The following is an 18,128-nucleotide window of genomic DNA, read 5'->3' as shown; positions in this document are numbered from 1 at the left end:
AGATCATCATGGGAATTTTTTCATCGCTTATGGGCAATGCCGGTGCAGTTGACAATCAGGAACTAAAATCCGATTTCGCGCAGCTGCTCTGTGATTCCGAAGTAATAGAAGCGGGTTTTAAGATATTTAGGGACACCTTTATCTTCACCAACAAACGGCTCATTTTGGTAGATAAACAAGGCCTCACCGGAAGCAAGACCCAATATCTTTCAATAAGTTATAAGAGTATTTCCCGCTTTAGTGTAGAAACAGCAGGGACTTTTGATCTTGATGCCGAGCTGAAGATATGGATCTCTTCTGAACAGCATCCAAGTATTTCCAGGAAGTTCAATAAATCTGTAAATGTCTATGAGGTGCAGAAGCTTTTAGCGCAACATGTACTAAAATAGACTTTTAGCAAAACTTTAGTTCCCTTCATTTCTTCGTCGCGAGCTACTTTTCTTAAATTCAGGCTGAAACATGAGGTGTCAAAAATGTCATTTTTGGAACCTCTTCAAAAAAGTTTAAGCTATGAAAGATGACAATAAAGAAATGAAGCATCTACAAACGAAAGAAGCACAACCTCCTTTTAAAGATCAGGAGCGGCAGAAGGACACGCCGGGAAAAGAGGATAAAATGCATCCCAAAGTAGACCACGGCGAGAATTCTTATATTGGCTCGGGCAAGCTGGAGGGCAAAAATGCCATTATTACCGGCGGCGACTCGGGGATTGGAAGAGCGGTAGCAATTGCTTTTGCAAGAGAAGGAGCTAATGTTCTGATCTCTTACCTCGAAGAACACGATGACGCAAAAGAAACTGCCAAATGGGTGATAAAGGCCGGGAAAAAGGCAGTTTTGGTGCCGGGAGATGTAAGTGAAGAAGAGCATTGCAGCAAGATCGTCCAAAAAGCTGTAGATGAGTTTGGGCAGGTAGATATACTGGTGAACAATGCAGCCTTTCAAATGGCGAGAGAAAAGATACAGGATATTCCCAGTGAGGAGTGGGACAAGACTTTCAAGACCAATATCTATTCAATGTTCTACCTGGTAAAAGCTGCCGAACCTCACATGAAACCGGGCAGTACAATTATTAATACCACTTCTATCAACGCCTATAAACCACACCCACAACTGCTGGCCTATGCTGCCACCAAAGGGGCCATTCAAAACTTTACAGCCAATCTCGGGCAAATCATGGCACCAAAAGGAATCAGGGCCAATTGTGTAGCGCCGGGGCCGGTGTGGACGCCCTTGATCCCGTCTACCATGCCAATGGATGAGGTAGAAACCTTTGGAAAAGATACTCCGCTGGCAAGGCCGGGACAACCGTCAGAATTTGCGGCACCTTTTGTCTTACTGGCATCGGAAGGGTCCAGTTACATGACCGGTTCTACCGTGCAGGTTACGGGAGGAAGGCCCACTATTTAATATACCTTATTTTAGAGTTCATCAATGCAGCATTTTTTGAAATCATGATTTAAAGATCAGCACAAGTTTGTCACACAGGTAAAGAAGATTGTATTTCTTTTCCTGTTTGGCCTTTTATTGAGCATACCTTCCAATTTACAGGCACAGCTCATTGAGCCCAACAGCGAGGCAGTAGAAACCAGTTGTGATGTTATTTTGCTGGCTTTGCCGGCAACAGCAGCGCTCACTACCGTGGTGATGAAAGACAGGAAGGGATTTTGGCAATTCACCAAAGGTTTTGCTACCAACCTGGCAGTTACAGCAGGTCTTAAATATGCCATTAATAAGCGGCGCCCGTTTAACAGTGGGGGCAGGCCTTTCCCTCGGGGCATACGTCAATTACTTTTCAGGCGGCCTCCTTTATTCACAAGAGGTATGGTTTTAAATACAGTATTCCCGGGTATGTGCTGGCAGGTTGGACAGCTTACAGCCGCATCAATGCTACAAGGCATGACGGCTATGATATACTTGCCGGGGCGGTGGTAGGCATTGGGAGCAGTTTTATTTTTACCAGCCCTTACCAACGGGAAAATATGCAGCTCACCTTCTCCAGTGGCAACGATCAATACCTGCTGGGATTTGTGTACAGGTTCTGAAAAAGTGCAAATTCACAAATCTATTTGTAAATCACATATTACTACATCCAGTTCTTTTGAACTAATAAAAAACCCGGTGCCTTGCACCGGGTTTTTTATCTTAGGATTTGGATGTTTTGTTTATGATCTCTCAAATCTCTAACCTACTCCAACCCAAATGCTTCTTTTACTTTGTCCACATAGTCAAGTGCTTCCCAGGTAAACAGGTCTACTTCAATGGTTTTTTCTCCGTTGTAGGGGCTCTTGAATACTTTTCTTTCTTTTCGCGGCTCTTTTCCGAAGTGACCATAAGCTGAGGTTTCCCTGTAAATCGGGTTCCTAAGGCCGAGTCTTTCTTCAATGGCAGCGGGTCTCATATCAAAGATCTGCAGTACTTTTTCTGCAATCTCCCCGTGGCTTATATCCACTTTTTTGGTGCCGTAGGTTTCCACGAATAGAGAAGTGGGTTCTACCACCCCAATGGCATAAGAAACCTGGATCAAAACCTCATCGGCTACTCCTGCAGCCACAAGATTTTTGGCGATATGCCTTGCCGCGTAAGCTGCGGACCGGTCTACTTTACTGGGGTCTTTCCCAGAAAATGCACCTCCGCCGTGAGCTCCTTTTCCGCCGTACGTATCTACGATGATCTTTCTTCCCGTAAGACCTGTATCTCCGTGAGGTCCGCCAATAACGAACTTTCCGGTAGGGTTAATATGGTATTTGATCTTGTCGTTGAATAGTTTTTGCACATATTCCGGAAGTTGTTTGATCACCCTCGGGATAAGGACCTCAACAATATCCTTCTTTATTTTTTCCAGCATTCGCTGGTCATCATCATCAAATTCGTCGTGTTGGGTAGAGACCACGATAGCCACAATGCGCTGCGGAATGTTGTCATCGCTGTACTCAATAGTAACCTGGCTCTTGGAGTCGGGCCGCAGGTAAGTGAGTTCGTCATTTTCGCGGCGCAATTTTGCCAGCTCGATAAGTATCTTATGAGAAATATCGAGGGCCAGCGGCATGTAGTTAGAAGTTTCTTTAGTGGCGTAGCCAAACATCATTCCCTGGTCACCGGCACCCTGTTCGTCTTTGTTTCCGCGGTCAACCCCCTGGCTAATATCCTGGGATTGTTCATGGATCAGGGAGATCACCCCGCAGGAGTCCCCGCTAAATTTATAAGCTCCCTTGGTGTAACCAATATCATTGATCACATCGCGGGCAATAGACTGCACATCAAGGTAAGTATCACTCTTTACTTCGCCGGCAAGCACCACCTGTCCTGTAGTCACCAGGGTTTCACAGGCAACTTTAGATTCGGGGTCAAAGGCAAGGAAATTATCAAGAAGAGTATCGCTAATCTGGTCAGCAACTTTATCGGGGTGGCCTTCAGAAACACTTTCTGAAGTAAATAAATATGGCATGCTTCTTTATTTTAAGATTTTAATTCAGAAAAAATTTGACAAGAAGCGCTAGAGTAGTTGTCACTGCTTTAGCATTTTAGAGGGTTGCAATCAGTCAAATTTTTCCCTGTGATTTATCATCAGCAAATGTATAAAAATTGTTTTAAATCGGGGCGGCTTTATCTTCGTTATTAAGAATAATTTGGGCGCTCCGGTTCTCCCTGCCGGTCGCACCGTCAGGCTTTCGCGGGTCGCTTCCCCAAACCTCCCGGCTTTGGGAGAGCTCCAACAACCGCTCAATCCTTAGCGCGAGGTTACAATTAGCAATTAACAATGATCAATTAACAGGAATAGTAAAGATAATATCTGCGATCTCTGCGATATACTTTGCGGCCTTAGCGAGAAACCTTAAAATAGTATTTTAATTATTCCTGAATTCGTGGGTGTAACCCTGGTTTGGCAAGAGCTCCAACAGCTGCTCAATCCTTAGCGCGGGTTACAAGTAGCAATGAGCAATGATCAATTAACAGGAATAGTAAAGATAGATATCTGCGATCTCGGCGATATACTTTGCGGCCTTAGCGTGAAACCTGAGACAGCATTAAAATCACTCCTGAAATAGATATCTACGAACTGCAAACCCCCCGTCAATCCTCAAAAATTTAAATTAATTTAAATTTTATTTGTTCCTTAAAGTTTTCTGTCGTTAACTTTGTGACAGAACAAACAAAGAAATGAACCAGGTAATTTGTATTATGATGTGCATGATGTGGAAAACTTCCGCAGCGCGCTCTATTGCATGATCCTGAAAAGATAAAAATTGCAAAAAGCCGCTGCCACCGCAGCGGCTTTTTTATTCTAAGGGGGTAAATACTCCGAGGCTTGCCTCGTTAGTAAATGTTTAAAGTCTGAAAACGTGTTCTCCTATATAATGCTCCGTGGGCTTGCCCCGGAGAAATTTACTTTAGTCGAGATAAAAAAAAGAGGTCTCAAAAATGGCATTTTTGGAACCGTATTAAAAAACAAGCTGGAAAAGCTAAAACAAAAAAAATGAAAATTTACCCGGCAATAGCAAAAATGATGTGTTGTATGATGATGTGCATGATGTGCACACCCCCAGCTATTGCCAAAAAATGAGGATCTAAGTTAGTTATATATGAGTACTAAAAATCCCTTTGGCAAGCCAGCCAAAGGGATTTTTTCTTTTTAAACAATTAGCAATTAACAATTAGCAATGATCAGTAAAGAAGCACCAAGCACCACAAGTATCAAGTACCAAATTCCAACTTGGGAAAAGTGAAAAGATCTAGAAACATTCGAGAATTCGTGGCTTTTTTAAGCACCAACTGAGAACCTAGAACCGACAACTGAGAACCGACAACTGAGAACCGGGAACCGATAACTAGCAACAATGAACAATTAACAAATATCCATTTTTCCTTAAACCTTAAACCTTAAACCAATGAGTACACCACAAAAATTTTCGACCAACACCCTGCATGCAGGACATGACGTAACAGCCAACGGAGGGACAAGGGCTGTTCCGATTTATCAAACCACTTCTTACGTCTTTAAAGATTCAGACCACGCTGCGAACCTTTTCTCTTTGGCAGAACCGGGCTTTATCTACACCCGGTTAAACAATCCCACGAACGATGTGCTGGAACAACGACTGGCAGCCCTCGAAGGCGGGATTGCTGCAGTAGTGACAGCTTCGGGAACTGCAGCCATTAGTACCACCCTGCTTACCTTGCTCAAAGCCGGAGATCATATTGTTGCTTCAAGCAGTCTCTACGGCGGAACTTACAACCTGTTAAGTGTAACCCTGCCAAGATTAGGAATCACCACCACTTTTGTAGATCCACAGGATGCACAGAACTTTGCCGATGCCGTAAAAGAGAATACCCGTGCGGTTTTCGTGGAATCTTTAGGAAATCCAAAGCTTGACGTACTCGATCTACAGGCTATATCTAAAGTGGCAAAAGAGCATAAAGTGCCTTTTATCGTTGATAATACGGTAGCGACTTCTGCACTCGTAAAGCCAATTGAACACGGAGCCGACCTGGTGATCCATTCCCTTACAAAATACATTGGCGGCAACGGGACTTCCCTTGGCGGAGTCATCATTGATGCAGGAAAGTTCGACTGGGCCAACGGAAAATTCCCTGAATTCACCGAACCTTCCCCGGGTTATCACGGACTGGTTTACCACGAGGCTTTAAAAGAAGCGGCTTTTATTGCAAAAGTCAGGATTGAAGGTTTACGGGATCTTGGTGCTGCACTGAGTCCGTTTAATGCTTTTCAAATTATTCAGGGGCTGGAGACGCTGGAGATCAGAATCAAAAAGCACAGCGAAAATGCTTTGGCTCTTGCAAAATGGCTTCAGCAAAAAGAAGAAGTCAGCTGGGTAAATTACCCGGGGCTGGAGAGCAGCGAATATTACGAACTGGCGCAAAAATACCTTCCAAAAGGGCAAAGTGGGCTCATTACTTTTGGGGTGAAAGGTGGCTATGAAGCTGCAAAGGTACTGGTTGATGAAACAATGCTTTTCTCCCTGCTGGCTAATATTGGCGATACAAAATCACTAATTATTCACCCTTCAAGCACCACCCACCAACAACTCAACGATGAACAGCAGGAATCTACAGGGGTAACTAAAGACCTGGTAAGGCTATCTGTAGGGCTTGAAGACCTCGAAGATCTTAAAGCTGATCTAGAACAGGCGCTGGCACAAATCTCTAAAAAGAAGGAAACAAAAACGGCATAAACAATCTGTGGGCAGCCGGGAAATACTTCCTCTGTCCCAGACAAACGAGAATCTATGTTACAGGAAATAACATTTCCCCATTTTAAAAATTCCGAAGGAAGCTTTCAGGAGATCCATGTGTTTTATCGCTTTTTTGGAAGGGAAGCGGGAACAGCCCCCGTGGTGCTGGTAAATCATGCGCTAACCGGGAACGCAAATGTGACGGGAGAGAATGGCTGGTGGAATGAGCTTATAGGGCCGGGCAAGTGCATTGACACCCAAAAATTCACCATCCTCTCCATCAATGTTCCCGGGAACGGTGCCAGCGAAAACAGGGAGCACTTGCTGCACAATTACACCGAATTTACTTTGGATGATGTTGCACGCATTTTTGCTGAGGTTCTGGGTAAACTAAACATCAACGAGCTTTTTGCGGCCATTGGCGGCTCTATTGGCGGGGCTTTGGCCTGGCACCTGGCCGTGTTAAGGCCAAATCTTATAAAGAACCTGATCCCAATTGCCACCGATCTTAAAGCGACAGACTGGGTGCTGGGGCAGTGCAAGGTGCAGGATCAGATTCTCAACAATTCGGCAGATCCCATTCACGATGCCCGGATGCATGCCATGACCTTTTATAGAACACCGGCATCTTTTTCGGCTAAATTCCGAAGAAAAAGGAATGAGCTTAATGCGCAGTTTGAAGTCGCCAATTGGCTGAGCCATCACGGCAGGAAGCTGGAACAAAGATATGAACTGGCAGCCTACAAGCTCATGAATCACCTGCTAACCACTATCGATATTTCGGGAGGGAAAGGAAAACCTTCAGCGGCAGCACAAACCATCAGCGGGAATATTTACCTGATAGGAATTGATTCCGACTTGTTTTTTCTTCCGGAGGAAATAAGGGAAACATACGAGGAGCTTTCCGTAGAGAAAAAGAATATACACTATAGCGAGATTAAATCAATTCACGGGCACGATGCGTTTCTTATTGAATACGAGCAGCTGTCACAAATTCTAAAACCTATTTTTAAACAAAATGTCACTCATAATGAAGAAAATAAATATAGTCCTGTGTGGAACCGGTAACGTAGGGAGTAAACTGGTAGATCAATTGCTTGAAGCCCGCGAATCACTCCGTCAAAAAGAGGGGGTGGAGCTCAACCTGCCGGTTATAGCAAACTCTACCAGGGCATATTTTTAAAAGGAGAACCAGCAGCCCTCCTGGGAAGCCGATCTCAATACATTAGGTGTTTCGTACAAACTTGAGGACATTCTTGAATATGTGAAAAAGCAGGGCTATGAAAACCTGATTGCTGTAGATGCAACGGCGAGTGAGGAGTTTGTAGATAAGTATTTTGATCTTATTGAGGCCGGGTTTCATATAGTGGCAGCTAATAAAGTAGCGAATACCCGCTCGTCAAAATTCTACGGAAGCTTAAGGCAAAAGTTGCAGGAGCACAATAGGTTTTTCTTTTATGAGACCAATGTGGGCGCCGGTTTGCCCATTGTGGAAACGTTGCGCAACTTTTACAGGTCTAACGAGCGGGTGACAAGGGTGAGAGGTGTATTTTCAGGTTCTCTTAGTTACATTTTTAACACCTATTGTGAGGAAGACAAAGCTTTTTCTGAAATTCTTGCTGAAGCCGGCGAAAAAGGATTCACAGAGCCCGATCCGCGGGTAGACCTTTCGGGTAAAGATGTGGCCAGAAAGTTACTCATCCTTGGAAGAGAGCTGGGGCTGGAAAAGGAGTTTGAAGAAATAACAATTCAGGATCTGGTGCCGGCACATCTCAATGGGGAATCCAGCTTGAAAAATTTTCAGGAAAAGAAGGAAGAGCTGAATCCGTTTTTTCTTAACCTGAAGCAGGATCTCAAACAGGATGAGGTGATAAGGCATGTAGGAGAGCTGGATGTCACCCGGGGCACCCTTGAGGTGAAGCTGGTAAAAGAGAAGAAAGCTTCTGCCTTTGGGGCTCTAAAACATGCCGATTCTTCTTTTGAGATCTACGCCGAATCTTACGGGGAGCGGCCACTGGTAATCCAGGGAGCCGGTGCCGGAGCAGCAGTAACAGCGCGGGGAGTGGTTTCGGATATTCTTCAATTAGCAGAAAAATTATAGAACAAGCTATGTCACATTTTGAAACAACAGCAATACGAACTCAACTGGAGCGGACTCCATATCAGGAGCATTCTTCACCACTTTTTCTCACTTCGAGTTATATTTTTGAAGATGCCGAAGAAATGAGGGCTGCTTTTGCTGAAGAACAGGAACGTAATATTTACAGCAGGTTTAGCAATCCGAATACTTCAGAATTTGCTGAAAAAGTGGCACTTTTGGAAGGTGCAGAGGCAGGCTTTGCTTTTGCCACGGGCATGTCGGCTGTATATTCCACCCTGGCAACCCTACTCAACAGTGGTGACCATATAGTTTCGGCAAGATCTATCTTCGGGTCTACTCACAGTCTTTTCACGAAATACTTTCCGAAGTGGAACATTTCACACAGCTACTTTAATGTCAATGAAGAGGAAAAGATCGAAAGTCTCATAAGACCCGAAACAAAGATCCTGTTTGCCGAATCCCCCACGAACCCCGGAGTTGACATTCTGGACCTGGAGAACCTGGGAAGAATAGCCAAAAAACATAACCTGCTGCTTATTATTGACAACTGTTTTGCCACGCCTTACCTGCAGAACCCGATCAAATTTGGGGCTGACCTGGTGATACATTCGGCCACCAAGTTAATTGACGGGCAGGGAAGAGTACTTGGCGGTGTTACTGTTGGTCGGGCAGACCTGATAAGGGAAATTTACCTGTTCTCACGCAATACAGGTCCGGCTTTGTCCCCGTTCAATGCCTGGATCTTGTCTAAAAGTCTGGAGACCCTGCCGGTAAGGCTGGAAAGGCATTGTGATAATGCTCTCAAAATAGCTGAACTTTTAGAAAAAGAAGAAAATGCCGAAAACGTGAAATATCCATTTTTGAAATCCCATCCTAAATATGAGGTGGCGAAAAAACAAATGAAGCAAGGGGGAAATATCATTTCGTTTGAAATAAAGGGCGGGCTTGAAGCAGGGAGGAAATTCATTGACAAATTGCAACTCTGTTCCAGGTCGGCCAACCTGGGAGACACCAGGACCATTGTCACCCATCCGGCATCAACAACGCACGGAAGACTCACAGAAGAAGAAAGACTGGAAGCGGGAATTACCCCGGGGCTGGTAAGGATATCGGTAGGGCTGGAGCATGTAGAGGATATTTTTGCGGATATCCAAAGAGCATTAAATTTTGAAGCATAGAGATAATGAATGTAATTCAGCAGCAACCGGAAATCGCGATTTGGCAGCATAGAAAGGAGATAAATAATTATCTTCGCACTATGCTTTCAAAAAAGACGAAATACGGGATAAAAGCGCTGACTTACATTGCAAGGCAGCCCTCGAAAAAGCCTGTACAAACTGCAGAGATTGCCGAAAGTGAAAATATTTCCCATAAATTTTTGGAAAGTATTTTAGTGCAACTGCGCAAAGCTGGATTTTTGGGGGCTAAAAAAGGGAAGGGAGGAGGATATTACCTCATTAAGGATCCTGCTGAAATCCCCATGACCACGGTAATAAGGATCCTTGAAGGACCTATTGCAATGGTGCCCTGCGTGAGTCTCAACTACTATGAGAAATGCGATGATTGCAAAGACGAGGTGACCTGCTCTGTGCACCAGCTTATGATACAGGTGCGGGACAGTACTTTGAAGGTGCTGGGCAATAATACCCTTGCAGATATAACAAAACAATAACAGGTACGGGTTAATTAAAATGTAAATAATTGGCAGCAACAGCCAAATTAGAGAAATATTTTATTTTCTTTGTCTATTAACCTACTATTCCGATAGGGCAATAGGATTAAAAAAAATGATTATGATATTAGATCAGGTGTTCTCCAGGAGAAGTGAAAAGAAAGCCAAGACTTCAGAAAAGCCGGTACGGAGCATAGCTAAAGCAATAAGCTGGAGGATAATAGGAACCCTTGATACCATACTTGTATCCTGGTTATTAACCGGGGAGATTAAGACTGCACTGGCAATAGGAACAGTAGAAGTGATCACTAAGATGCTGCTCTACTTTGGACACGAAAGAATATGGAACAAGATCAACTTTGGAAAGGAATAGATATGAAAAAATTTACACAAGACGAGCTTGATACTTTCAACAGGCACCTGCAGGGAATTCCTCCCGCAGAGGTCATACAATGGGTAATTGATAATTGTAACCGGCCTGTGGTCACCACTAATTTCAGACCATATGAAGCTGCAATCCTGCACGCATGTACAAATATTCTGCCTGCTATAAAAGTGATTTGGTGTGATACAGGATATAACACCCCCCAAACCTACAGGCATGCCAAAGAAGTGATTGATAAGTTAGATCTTAATGTGAAGCTGTATATGCCTTTGCAAACAGCAGCCTACCGGGATGCCATTTTTGAAGGGGTACCCCAGGTAGACGATCCCAATCATGCCGAGTTTACCCGGCAGGTAAAACTCGAGCCTTTCCAACGTGCCATGCAGGAGCATGAGCCAGATGTTTGGTTTACAAACCTACGGAAAGGTCAAACTGCTTTTCGTGACAGCATTGGCATTTTGAGTTACAGCAAAGATGGAATCCTAAAAGTGAGTCCGTTTTACCACTGGAGTGATGAAAAGCTGGACAAATATCTTGTTGAAAACAACCTCCCCAACGAATTCAGATATTTTGATCCTACCAAAGTGCTAACCAACCGGGAATGTGGACTTCACGCTTAACCGCCTGATATAATTTTTAAAAAACAGAAGATGCAAAGTTTTAGAACCGAAATAGAAAATCCCATTGTACAACAGGACATCATAGATCTTGAAAAAAAGATCAGGTTGTTCAGGGAAGGAAAGGCAGACGAAGAGAAGTTCAGGAGTCTCAGGTTAGCGCGTGGGGTTTACGGGCAACGCCAGGAAGGGGTGCAAATGGTGCGTATAAAATTGCCTTTTGGGAAGGTGACTTCTCAGCAGTTGCACCGTATAGCCGATGTTTCCGATGAATATTCAACCGGAAGATTGCATATTACCACCCGGCAGGATATCCAGATACATCATGTAAGTCTTGATAGGACCCCCGAGTTGTGGGCGCAGCTGGAAAAAGATGACATTACTCTCCGTGAAGCCTGTGGAAATACGGTGCGTAACATCACGGCCTCTCCCACCGCAGGAATTGATGTGAAGGAACCCTTTGATGTTTCTCCCTATGCACATGCTGCATTTCAGTTTTTTCTACGGAATCCCATCTGCCAGGAAATGGGAAGAAAGTTCAAGATCTCTTTTTCGGCTTCAGAAGAAGATACGGCGCTAAGTTATATCCACGACCTCGGCTTTATAGCCAAGATCAAAGATGACAAACGCGGATTCAAAGTAATGCTCGGCGGCGGACTAGGTTCGCAGCCGCGGCATGCCGATGAACTTTTCGAATTTTTGGAGGCTGAAAAGATCATTCCGCTTATTGAAGGAGTTTTAAGAGTTTTTGATCGTCACGGCGAGCGTGCGAAAAGGATGAAAGCCAGAATGAAATATCTTATAAAAGATATAGGAAAAGAAGCCTTTATGGAACTGGTTGAAGAACAGCAGACGGCTCTTTCCAAAGAAGCTGTGAAATTTGATCTCGAAGGTTTTAAAAATGAACCGGACCTTCCAAAAGTTGAAATTCCTGAAGTAAATATTCAGGATCGGAAAGCATACGAAGAGTGGAAGAATACCAACGTGTCCGCTCAAAAACAGCAGGGATTATATGCTGTTGGAGTGAGAGTTCCGCTCGGAGATTTCTATACCGGTGCCGCAAGAAAACTTGCCGATCTTATTAGAGATTATGCAGGGAACGAGCTGAGGTTTACCCTAAGGCAGGATATTTTAATGCGTCATGTAAGGGAGGAGCTGCTGCCTTTCTTTTATACTGCTCTAAACGAATTAGGTCTTGCTGAAGCAGGATACAATAAAACAGTTGATATCACCGCCTGCCCGGGAACAGATACCTGTAATCTCGGAATTGCCAGCAGCACAGGAATAGCAGATGTGCTGGAGGATGTGCTCAAAGAAGAATATCCGCAGTTCGTGAATGGCCGCGATATCACCATCAAGATAAGCGGATGTATGAATGCCTGCGGGCAGCACAATATGGCCGAGATAGGTTTTCAGGGAATGTCTATAAAAGTAGGGAAAGCTGTAGCCCCGGCCCTGCAGGTATTGCTTGGAGGCGGCACTCTTGGAAACGGGGAAGGCAGGTTTGCAGATAAAGTAATTAAGGTGCCCAGTAAACGTGGGCCACAGGCTCTGAGATTGCTGCTGAATGATTTTGAAACAAATGCAACTGCCGATGAGAAGTTTGTGAATTATTACGACAGGCAGGGCAGAACCTATTTCTACGATCTGCTCAAAGAACTTTCAGATACCAGCACGATTGTACCTGAAGATTTTGTGGACTGGGGGCATACGCAGCCATACATTCAGGCAGTTGGCGTAGGGGAATGTGCCGGGGTAGTCATTGACCTTATTGCCACCCTGCTTTTTGAAAGTGAGGAAAAAATAGACAATGCCAGGAGTGCTTTTGAAAGAAAAGTCTGGTCAGATAGTATTTACCATTCCTATTCTTCTTTGGTCAATTCAGCGAAAGCTTTGTTGTTGTCAGAGAACCTTGCAGCTAACACCCAGGCGGGAATTATAGCGCAATTTGATGAATTCTTTGTGGAAACCGGGAAAATAGAACTTTCAACTTCTTTCAGGGAATTTGTGTATCAAATGAATGAGCACGAACCTACAGAAGAATTCGCCAAAAAATATTTAGAAGATGCGCAGCTATTCCTTAAGCGGGTAGATGCCTATAGAACAAAGGAGGTGCAAAATGTATAATGAACCAAAATTAAGCGTAGTAGGGGCTGGTCCGGGAGACCCCGAATTGATCACCATGAAAGCTGTGAATATTTTGAAAGCAGCCAATGTGGTATTATACGATGCCCTTATCAACAGAGAATTACTGGATTATGCACCGCAGGCTGAACATATTTTTGTGGGGAAGCGAAACGGTAGTCACCACTATTCTCAGGATGAAATTAATGATCTGATAGTCAAATATGCCCGGGAACGAGGCCATGTTGTCCGGCTAAAAGGCGGTGATCCTTTCATCTTTGGACGCGGATCTGAAGAAATTGATTACGCCCGAAGTAAAGGTCTTGATACAGCAGTCGTTTCAGGGGTTACCTCGTCTATTGCTGTACCTGCCAATTTGGGAATTCCGCTGACTAAAAGAAGAATTTCAGAAAGCTTTTGGGTGATCACAGGAACAACCACTCAACGTAAACTTTCAGAAGATGTCCGGCTGGCGGCTCAATCTACCGCAACCGTAGTCATTCTTATGGGGATGGGGAAACTCAATGAGATTGTTGACATTTTTACTCACTTCGGAAAAGAAAATACTCCGGTGGGGATAATTCAGAATGGTACTACCGTGAATGAAAGATCAGGTTTCGGCAACATCAAAAATATTGAAAAGGTGGTTTCTGATAAAAAGCTTTCTTCCCCGGCAATTATTGTCATAGGAGAGGTAGTAAACGAAAGAACATCTTTGAAAGCCGTTCTTAAAAATGTTATTGAAGAGAAGCAATATATAAATTCCCCCTTTGTGGGCTAGGGGGCTGGATTATGGAAGAAAGAAACGAGTTGTACCCGGTATTTTTAAAGGTTAATAAGCTGAATATCCTCATTGTTGGTGGCGGAAATGTGGGGCATGAAAAACTGCATTTTTTACTGAAGTCCAGTCCCAATGCTAATGTTGAGGTGGTGGCAAAAGAGTTCCTTCCGGAAACTGAATCCCTCGCCAAAAAACATGGTTTAAAGATCACCAAAAGCAGGTACAAAAAGAAACAGCTTAAAAAGCGGCACGTGGTAATAGCTGCAACAAACGATGAGAAACTAAACAAAAGAATTTACACCCACGCCAAGAAGAGGTTTTTGCTGGCCAATATTGCAGATACTCCTCATTTGTGTGATTTCTACATGGGCGGGATCGTCAATAAAGGCCACGTGAAAATTGCTATTTCAACCAACGGAAAATCCCCCACCACAGCAAAGCGCCTGCGGCAGTTTTTTGAAGAGGTGATCCCCGAAAATATCAATCAGATGGTTGAGAATTTAAATGAGTACCGCTCGACCATCAAGGGAGATTTTGATGAGAAAGTAAACCAGATGAACAAAATAACCGAATCCTTAAAAGCAAAAAAAGTAAGTAATGATTAAGACAGATATCCTCATCATAGGAGCCGGACCCACCGGATTGTTCACCGTATTCGAAGCGGGACTTTTAAAGCTAAAAACTCATTTAATAGATGCTTTGCCGCAGCCTGGAGGGCAATGCTCAGAAATCTATCCAAAGAAGCCTATTTACGATATTCCGGCTTTTCCTGAGATACTTGCAGGGGACCTGGTGAATAATCTGATGGAGCAGATCAAACCCTTTAGTCCGGGCTTTACCCTTGGTGAACGGGCCGAGACTATCGAAAAGCTGGAGGATGACACTTTTGTGGTGACCACAAATAAAGGTACTCAGCATAATTCGCCGGTAGGTGCTATTGCCGGTGGTCTGGGTTCTTTTGAGCCCCGTAAGCCGCCAATTCCAAATATTACAGATTTTGAGGATAGAGGGGTGGCTTACTTTATAAAAGATCCTGAAGTGTACCGCGACAAAAGAGTGGTTATTGCCGGGGGAGGAGATTCCGCTTTAGACTGGGCAATTTACCTGGCCGATGTCGCTGCTGAAGTTGCTCTTGTTCACAGGAGAAATGAATTTAGAGGCGCACTTGATTCGGTAGAACGTCTTTCTGAACTTGCCAAACTGGGAAAGGTTGAATTAATTACCAATGCTGAAGTCGTAGGACTTAGAGGCGAAGGAGATCTGGAACAGGTGGTGATTAGGCATAATGATACTGCCCGTGGGGAGGAGCTTAAACCTACAGATCATTTCATCCCGTTATTCGGACTTTCTCCAAAGCTCGGCCCTATGGCGAACTGGGGACTGGAAATAGAGAAAAATGCTATAAAGGTTGATAATTCCTATGATTACCAGACCAACATTCCGGGGATCTATGCTATCGGAGACGTCAACACCTACAAAGGAAAGTTGAAGCTCATCCTTTCCGGATTCCACGAAGCTGCCATTATGTGCCAGAGTGCCTATCAGCGTATCAATCCTAATAAAAAATATGTATTAAAGTATACTACCGTTGGCGGGGTACAGGGATTTGACGGAATCAAAAAAGAAGCCAAGCGGGAAGTGGTACAGAGTATTGGATAAATCTATTCTAATTTACTTCCATTGTTGTATTTCATTTTACTCCCTTCCCCCTGGGAAGGGTTGGGGGTGGAATTAAAGAAAAGTTTTTTCCTAACTTTGTGCAAAGCCACTGATAAATGAAAATCCATCTTAAGAGACTCAACGAGAATTACCAATTTGAAACCAAAAATGAACGTGGAGATGTAGTACATCTCGACAATAAGAGCGAACCCAATCCGCAGGGCGCGAGTCCTATGGAATTACTGCTTATGGGTATTGCCGGTTGCAGCAGTATAGACATTGTAATGATCCTTAAAAAGCAGCAACTGGAGATGACCAATCTCGAGATGGATGTAGAAGGATTCAGAGTCGATGGGGCTATACCAAACGTGTTCACGAGAATTCATTTAAAGATTATTATTGACGGAGATATTCCCGAAAATAAAGCAAAAAGAGCAGTAGATCTTTCTTTGGAAAAATATTGCTCTGTGGCCAAAATGCTCGAAAAAACAGCCGAGATCACTACAGAAGTTATCCTGAACGGTTCGCCGGTCAATAAATAGATAGTCGCACCGGCCGCTCATGCGAAAATTATTGTTTCTCGTTTTCCTGTTTGCTGCGAATGCTTTTTCCCAGGAGAAGCATTATTCGGTAGAGGCAAATTATTTCTACGGAAGCATTTGGGAACACAATCCCAATATTTCTCATTTAATTACCGGGCATCCTTATGGGGTGCTCCTGCATTTTAACCGCAAGACCTATGGAGAAGAGGCATGGGAAAGTCGCTATAACTACCCTAATGTTGGTTTTTCCCTCTCCTACCAGGATCTCAAAAATGAGCATTTAGGAGAGAATTTTGGAGCCTATGCGCACCTTGGATTTTATTTTCTGAAGCGGCACCTTTTATTAAAAGTGGGTCAGGGGCTGGCAGTGACCACCAGTCCTTATCATCCCGATAAGAATTACCGCAACAACGCCTATGGCTCCCGGCTTCTTAGCTCCACTATTTTTACCGGGAATCTGCAGTTCGAAAATATCATCGGTGGCCTGGGATTCCAAACCGGTCTTTCGCTCATTCATTATTCCAATGCCGATTTTAAGTCGCCCAACAGCTCTACGAATACCCTGGCATTGAGCATGGGGCTCAATTACGATTTGAACCATGATCTGGAAAGAACATATATACCTAAGGAGCCAAAAAAGCCATTTTCGGCTCCCTTTCGGTACAACTTTGTTTTACGTAGCGGGGTGAATACTACAGGTGTAATAGGCTCAGAATCCTACCCTTTTTTAACCCTTTCGGCTTATGCAGATAAGGCTTTGAATCATAAGAGTACCCTGCAGGCAGGAGCAGAATTGTTCCTTTCCCGCGCCATGCAGGAGTATATTTACTATTATTCGGTCGCTTTTCCACTGGTTGGCACTACGGGTGATGAAGATGCAAAGCGCGTGGGGGTATTTGCAGGGCATCAACTCACTTTCAAAAAACTTTCCTTGATTACCCATCTTGGGTACTACGTTTACTACCCTTATGATAAGTATGTGGATAGAGTATATAACAGGATAGGTTTGCAAAGGGAGATCTGGAATGACATTTTTGGATCTGTAACAGTGCGTTCTCACGGGGCAAATGCCGAAGCGGTCGAATTCTCAATAGGTTATCGCTTATGAAACAGCTGCCGAAAAAATCTCTTCCGATTTTGCCATTTTTGAGCCTGATGCTTTTTATGGCTTGCAATACTGAAGATGCTCCCGATTGTTTTCAATCCGCCGGAAGCATGATCGAAAAAGAGTTGCAGGTTGAGCCTTTTGAAGAGCTCATGGTGTATGAAGATATTGAACTTTTTATTGAACAGGGAGAAGAACATAAAGTTGTAGTGCAAACAGGGGAAAACCTGATGAATGAAATTTCTGCTGAAGTAGTGGACGGCCGACTCATTCTTCGGAATGGCAACGGCTGTAACTTTGTGAGAGATTATGATATTACATCGGTTCATGTAACTGTGCCTAACCTCACCTGGCTTCAAAATGCAGGGAACAGGGTGATAAGAAGTGTGGGAGAATTACATTTTTCAAACATTTGGCTGCGCAGCCTTAACCAGGAAGATGCAAAAGGAGTGTACACAGTGGGGGATTTTGACCTGCACCTGGTGTCAGATTATGTGCGGGTAACGGGAGATGATTTTTCCAATTTCTTCCTTCGCGGTGAGACCGATTATCTCAACCTGTATATCGCCAACGGCGATGGCAGGGTAGAGGCACAGGAACTAATTGCCGGAACTGTAGAGATTCAGCACCGGGGAACAAATAAGTTGTTTGTTAATCCGCAGCAGGTGTTGAAAGGGGAAATAAGAAGTACCGGTGATGTTATTTCAGTAAACCGTCCGCCAGTAGTGGAGATAGAAAGTTTTTATACAGGAAAGTTGATTTTCAAATAATATTTGGTTTAGTTCCTTCAATCAGCACGGATCACAGATCCGCGCTATCTGTTTCGCTGGCACAGATTTGCAATCTGTGCCGGGTTATCATCAAACCTGCAAGGTCTTTTTTGACCTTGTAGGTTTATATCGCAAAAAAAGACTTACAAGGTTTTCAAAACCTTGCAGGTCGGGTAGAAAA

The 18,128-nt window shown here is 44.0% G+C and carries 19 protein-coding genes and 1 pseudogene; 19 read left to right on the top strand and 1 reads right to left on the bottom strand.

What is annotated here, in order from left to right:
* Positions 1-8: 8 nt before the first annotated feature.
* The 3 genes from V5739_RS04345 (at position 9) to V5739_RS04335 (ending at position 2,042) form a co-directional block, all read left to right on the top strand.
* Positions 9-389 carry a PH domain-containing protein gene (locus tag V5739_RS04345; protein ID WP_423819801.1) on the top strand — a complete coding sequence of 127 codons (381 nt, stop codon included), beginning with the start codon at positions 9-11 and terminating at the stop codon, positions 387-389.
* 121 nt (positions 390-510) lie between these two features.
* Positions 511-1,407 (top strand): SDR family oxidoreductase, encoded by an 897-nt coding sequence (locus tag V5739_RS04340; RefSeq protein WP_423819800.1) that lies wholly within the window; start codon positions 511-513, stop codon positions 1,405-1,407.
* A gap of 377 nt (positions 1,408-1,784) precedes the next feature.
* The gene (locus V5739_RS04335) at positions 1,785-2,042 is read left to right on the top strand and encodes a hypothetical protein (protein WP_423820443.1); all 258 of its coding nucleotides are present in this window, start codon (positions 1,785-1,787) and stop codon (positions 2,040-2,042) included.
* A gap of 143 nt (positions 2,043-2,185) precedes the next feature.
* Here V5739_RS04335 and metK read toward each other — a convergent pair whose 3' ends face one another.
* Positions 2,186-3,445: a methionine adenosyltransferase gene (gene metK, locus V5739_RS04330; protein WP_266069306.1), complete on the bottom strand. Its 1,260-nt coding sequence runs from the start codon at positions 3,443-3,445 to the stop codon at positions 2,186-2,188.
* Between the two features lie 1,441 nt (positions 3,446-4,886).
* Between metK and V5739_RS04325 the strand changes: the two genes are divergently transcribed.
* The 16 genes and pseudogenes from V5739_RS04325 to V5739_RS04250 all read left to right on the top strand — a co-directional run bounded on the left by V5739_RS04325 (position 4,887) and on the right by V5739_RS04250 (position 17,947).
* Positions 4,887-6,191, top strand: coding sequence for an O-acetylhomoserine aminocarboxypropyltransferase/cysteine synthase family protein (locus tag V5739_RS04325; protein WP_423819799.1), 1,305 nt, complete (start codon positions 4,887-4,889; stop codon positions 6,189-6,191).
* Between the two features lie 54 nt (positions 6,192-6,245).
* Positions 6,246-7,259 (top strand): alpha/beta fold hydrolase, encoded by a 1,014-nt coding sequence (locus V5739_RS04320; protein ID WP_423819798.1) that lies wholly within the window; start codon positions 6,246-6,248, stop codon positions 7,257-7,259.
* Positions 7,222-7,374 carry a hypothetical protein gene (locus tag V5739_RS04315; RefSeq protein WP_423819797.1) on the top strand — a complete coding sequence of 51 codons (153 nt, stop codon included), beginning with the start codon at positions 7,222-7,224 and terminating at the stop codon, positions 7,372-7,374. The genes V5739_RS04320 and V5739_RS04315 overlap by 38 nt, the downstream gene beginning before the upstream one ends.
* Before the next feature lie 24 nt (positions 7,375-7,398).
* Positions 7,399-7,641 (top strand): annotated as a pseudogene (locus V5739_RS04310) (aspartate kinase); the annotation flags it as partial.
* A gap of 18 nt (positions 7,642-7,659) precedes the next feature.
* Positions 7,660-8,292, top strand: coding sequence for a hypothetical protein (locus tag V5739_RS04305; protein ID WP_423820442.1), 633 nt, complete (start codon positions 7,660-7,662; stop codon positions 8,290-8,292).
* Positions 8,293-8,300: 8 nt separating this feature from the next.
* Positions 8,301-9,470: a trans-sulfuration enzyme family protein gene (locus tag V5739_RS04300; RefSeq protein ID WP_423819796.1), complete on the top strand. Its 1,170-nt coding sequence runs from the start codon at positions 8,301-8,303 to the stop codon at positions 9,468-9,470.
* An 80-nt stretch (positions 9,471-9,550) separates the two neighbouring features.
* A complete protein-coding gene (locus tag V5739_RS04295) occupies positions 9,551-9,964 on the top strand; it encodes an RrF2 family transcriptional regulator (protein WP_423820441.1) in 414 nt (137 codons plus the stop codon).
* Between the two features lie 121 nt (positions 9,965-10,085).
* Entirely contained in the window at positions 10,086-10,337 is a 252-nt protein-coding gene (locus tag V5739_RS04290) for a DUF2061 domain-containing protein (RefSeq protein ID WP_266069300.1), read from the top strand.
* 2 nt (positions 10,338-10,339) lie between these two features.
* The gene (locus tag V5739_RS04285) at positions 10,340-10,969 is read left to right on the top strand and encodes a phosphoadenosine phosphosulfate reductase family protein (RefSeq protein WP_423819795.1); all 630 of its coding nucleotides are present in this window, start codon (positions 10,340-10,342) and stop codon (positions 10,967-10,969) included.
* 30 nt (positions 10,970-10,999) lie between these two features.
* Positions 11,000-13,093, top strand: a complete 2,094-nt coding sequence (locus tag V5739_RS04280; RefSeq protein ID WP_423819794.1) for a HEPN domain-containing protein — start codon at positions 11,000-11,002, stop codon at positions 13,091-13,093.
* The gene (cobA, locus tag V5739_RS04275; protein WP_423819793.1) at positions 13,086-13,871 is read left to right on the top strand and encodes a uroporphyrinogen-III C-methyltransferase; all 786 of its coding nucleotides are present in this window, start codon (positions 13,086-13,088) and stop codon (positions 13,869-13,871) included. Before V5739_RS04280 ends, cobA begins: the two co-directional genes overlap by 8 nt.
* An 11-nt stretch (positions 13,872-13,882) precedes the next feature.
* On the top strand, positions 13,883-14,476 hold the full coding sequence (locus tag V5739_RS04270) for a precorrin-2 dehydrogenase/sirohydrochlorin ferrochelatase family protein (RefSeq protein ID WP_266069296.1): 594 nt from the start codon (positions 13,883-13,885) through the stop codon (positions 14,474-14,476).
* Positions 14,469-15,530: an NAD(P)/FAD-dependent oxidoreductase gene (locus V5739_RS04265; protein WP_423819792.1), complete on the top strand. Its 1,062-nt coding sequence runs from the start codon at positions 14,469-14,471 to the stop codon at positions 15,528-15,530. The genes V5739_RS04270 and V5739_RS04265 overlap by 8 nt, the downstream gene beginning before the upstream one ends.
* A 116-nt stretch (positions 15,531-15,646) precedes the next feature.
* On the top strand, positions 15,647-16,072 hold the full coding sequence (locus tag V5739_RS04260) for an OsmC family protein (RefSeq protein ID WP_423819791.1): 426 nt from the start codon (positions 15,647-15,649) through the stop codon (positions 16,070-16,072).
* Positions 16,073-16,091: 19 nt separating this feature from the next.
* Positions 16,092-17,180, top strand: coding sequence for an acyloxyacyl hydrolase (locus tag V5739_RS04255; protein ID WP_423819790.1), 1,089 nt, complete (start codon positions 16,092-16,094; stop codon positions 17,178-17,180).
* Positions 17,177-17,947 carry a head GIN domain-containing protein gene (locus V5739_RS04250; protein WP_423819789.1) on the top strand — a complete coding sequence of 257 codons (771 nt, stop codon included), beginning with the start codon at positions 17,177-17,179 and terminating at the stop codon, positions 17,945-17,947. The genes V5739_RS04255 and V5739_RS04250 overlap by 4 nt, the downstream gene beginning before the upstream one ends.
* The last annotated feature ends 181 nt before the right edge of the window (positions 17,948-18,128 follow it).

This window comes from Salinimicrobium sp. TIG7-5_MAKvit, from assembly GCF_049569215.1.
Lineage (GTDB): Bacteria > Bacteroidota > Bacteroidia > Flavobacteriales > Flavobacteriaceae > Salinimicrobium > Salinimicrobium profundisediminis.
Note: the sequence above shows the minus strand (reverse complement) of the source record. Positions and strands in the feature narration are given on the sequence as shown.

Coding starts and splice junctions, on each gene's coding strand:
- V5739_RS04300 (WP_423819796.1), top strand. CDS start 8,301: ATGTCACATTTTGAAACAACAGCAATACGAACTCAACTGGAGCGGACT.
- cobA (WP_423819793.1), top strand. CDS start 13,086: ATGTATAATGAACCAAAATTAAGCGTAGTAGGGGCTGGTCCGGGAGAC.
- V5739_RS04325 (WP_423819799.1), top strand. CDS start 4,887: ATGAGTACACCACAAAAATTTTCGACCAACACCCTGCATGCAGGACAT.
- metK (WP_266069306.1), bottom strand. CDS start 3,445: ATGCCATATTTATTTACTTCAGAAAGTGTTTCTGAAGGCCACCCCGAT.
- V5739_RS04265 (WP_423819792.1), top strand. CDS start 14,469: ATGATTAAGACAGATATCCTCATCATAGGAGCCGGACCCACCGGATTG.
- V5739_RS04345 (WP_423819801.1), top strand. CDS start 9: ATGGGAATTTTTTCATCGCTTATGGGCAATGCCGGTGCAGTTGACAAT.
- V5739_RS04280 (WP_423819794.1), top strand. CDS start 11,000: ATGCAAAGTTTTAGAACCGAAATAGAAAATCCCATTGTACAACAGGAC.
- V5739_RS04260 (WP_423819791.1), top strand. CDS start 15,647: ATGAAAATCCATCTTAAGAGACTCAACGAGAATTACCAATTTGAAACC.
- V5739_RS04255 (WP_423819790.1), top strand. CDS start 16,092: ATGCGAAAATTATTGTTTCTCGTTTTCCTGTTTGCTGCGAATGCTTTT.
- V5739_RS04250 (WP_423819789.1), top strand. CDS start 17,177: ATGAAACAGCTGCCGAAAAAATCTCTTCCGATTTTGCCATTTTTGAGC.
- V5739_RS04285 (WP_423819795.1), top strand. CDS start 10,340: ATGAAAAAATTTACACAAGACGAGCTTGATACTTTCAACAGGCACCTG.
- V5739_RS04320 (WP_423819798.1), top strand. CDS start 6,246: ATGTTACAGGAAATAACATTTCCCCATTTTAAAAATTCCGAAGGAAGC.
- V5739_RS04295 (WP_423820441.1), top strand. CDS start 9,551: ATGCTTTCAAAAAAGACGAAATACGGGATAAAAGCGCTGACTTACATT.
- V5739_RS04270 (WP_266069296.1), top strand. CDS start 13,883: ATGGAAGAAAGAAACGAGTTGTACCCGGTATTTTTAAAGGTTAATAAG.
- V5739_RS04315 (WP_423819797.1), top strand. CDS start 7,222: ATGAAGAAAATAAATATAGTCCTGTGTGGAACCGGTAACGTAGGGAGT.
- V5739_RS04340 (WP_423819800.1), top strand. CDS start 511: ATGAAAGATGACAATAAAGAAATGAAGCATCTACAAACGAAAGAAGCA.
- V5739_RS04290 (WP_266069300.1), top strand. CDS start 10,086: ATGATATTAGATCAGGTGTTCTCCAGGAGAAGTGAAAAGAAAGCCAAG.